Here is a 442-nt window from a genome sequence, read left to right as displayed (position 1 = left end):
CTCTGTTGACTTCACGCAAAAACTCTTCTTTTTCTTTCATACATCTAATTTTGTAATATCTAAATATTTGTTTTGCAGTAGACTAACCATCTAAATATACGACTAAATTCACATTTTTAAATATACAGCTATGAGGAAAGTCTAAAATTTGTTTCTGAAATATCATTTTTAGAAGTCTATAAAAAGAGACTTATCAAGGCAAAATTTATAACTTTGAAGACCTTCATTACATAAAGCTATTATGCACGTTCATCACCTACTCGAAAAAGATTCTATTGCCAATACCTTTATATCTCAGCTTCGGGATGTCAACCTGCAAACCGACCGCATGCGCTTCCGCCGGAATATTGAAAGACTGGGGGAGATCATGGGATACGAATTGAGTAAGAATTTCAGCTTTTCTGAACAAGAAGTTCAAACTCCGTTAGGTCAAGCAAACATA

At 33.9% G+C, this 442-nt stretch carries 1 pseudogene; it reads left to right on the top strand.

Features of this window, described 5'->3' with window-relative positions:
* Positions 1–241 precede the first annotated feature (241 nt).
* Positions 242–442: pseudogene (locus tag HC175_RS18810) on the top strand (uracil phosphoribosyltransferase); the annotation flags it as partial.

Source organism: Salinimicrobium oceani, assembly GCF_012037645.1.
The sequence above is the reverse complement of the archived record's forward strand: the minus strand, read 5'-3'. Positions and strand labels throughout refer to the sequence as shown.